This window comes from Pseudomonas sp. EA_65y_Pfl1_P113, from assembly GCF_963970525.1.
Taxonomy (GTDB): domain Bacteria; phylum Pseudomonadota; class Gammaproteobacteria; order Pseudomonadales; family Pseudomonadaceae; genus Aquipseudomonas; species Aquipseudomonas tritici.
Window position 1 is genome coordinate 1 of sequence record NZ_CAXAQM010000394.1, and the last position, 504, is coordinate 504.

Sequence of the window (504 nt, forward strand, 5' to 3'; positions counted from 1 at the left end):
TAATATTCGATGATCGTGCGGGGAAGCTGGGTGCCTTCCTCAATGCCGAGTCGAGTCGAAATCGATCCGGCGGCGACATTGCGGACCACCACTTCGATCGGGATGATCTCGACCTGGCGGATCAACTGCTCGCGCATGTTGAGGCGGCGGATGAAGTGCGTCGGTACGCCGATCAGCCCGAGCAGGGTGAAGATATGCTCGGAAATCCGGTTGTTGAGCACGCCCTTGCCGCTGATCGTGCCCTTTTTCTGGGCGTTGAAGGCGGTTGCGTCATCCTTGAAATACTGGATCAGCGTCCCTGGCTCAGGCCCCTCATAGAGGATCTTGGCCTTGCCTTCGTAGATCTGGCGGCGGCGTGCCATGTGCGCGGATACCCCTAAAAACCAAAAGCTGAAAACGATAGGCCCCGGCGACGCGGGGAACGCGGGCCGGGGCGGTAAGGGTTCCGCTATATCGAATGCGCGGCGGCGGTGCAATCAGCTTGGGCGCAGGGCGCGGCGCTTC

1 protein-coding gene is annotated in these 504 nt (G+C 60.9%); it reads right to left on the reverse strand.

Translation table 11 applies throughout. The features are described from left to right. On the reverse strand, nucleotides 1–362 hold a 362-nt coding region (locus AACY52_RS30230), incomplete at its 3' end, for a phosphoribosylaminoimidazolesuccinocarboxamide synthase (RefSeq protein ID WP_339561366.1). Nucleotides 363–504 lie beyond the last annotated feature (142 nt).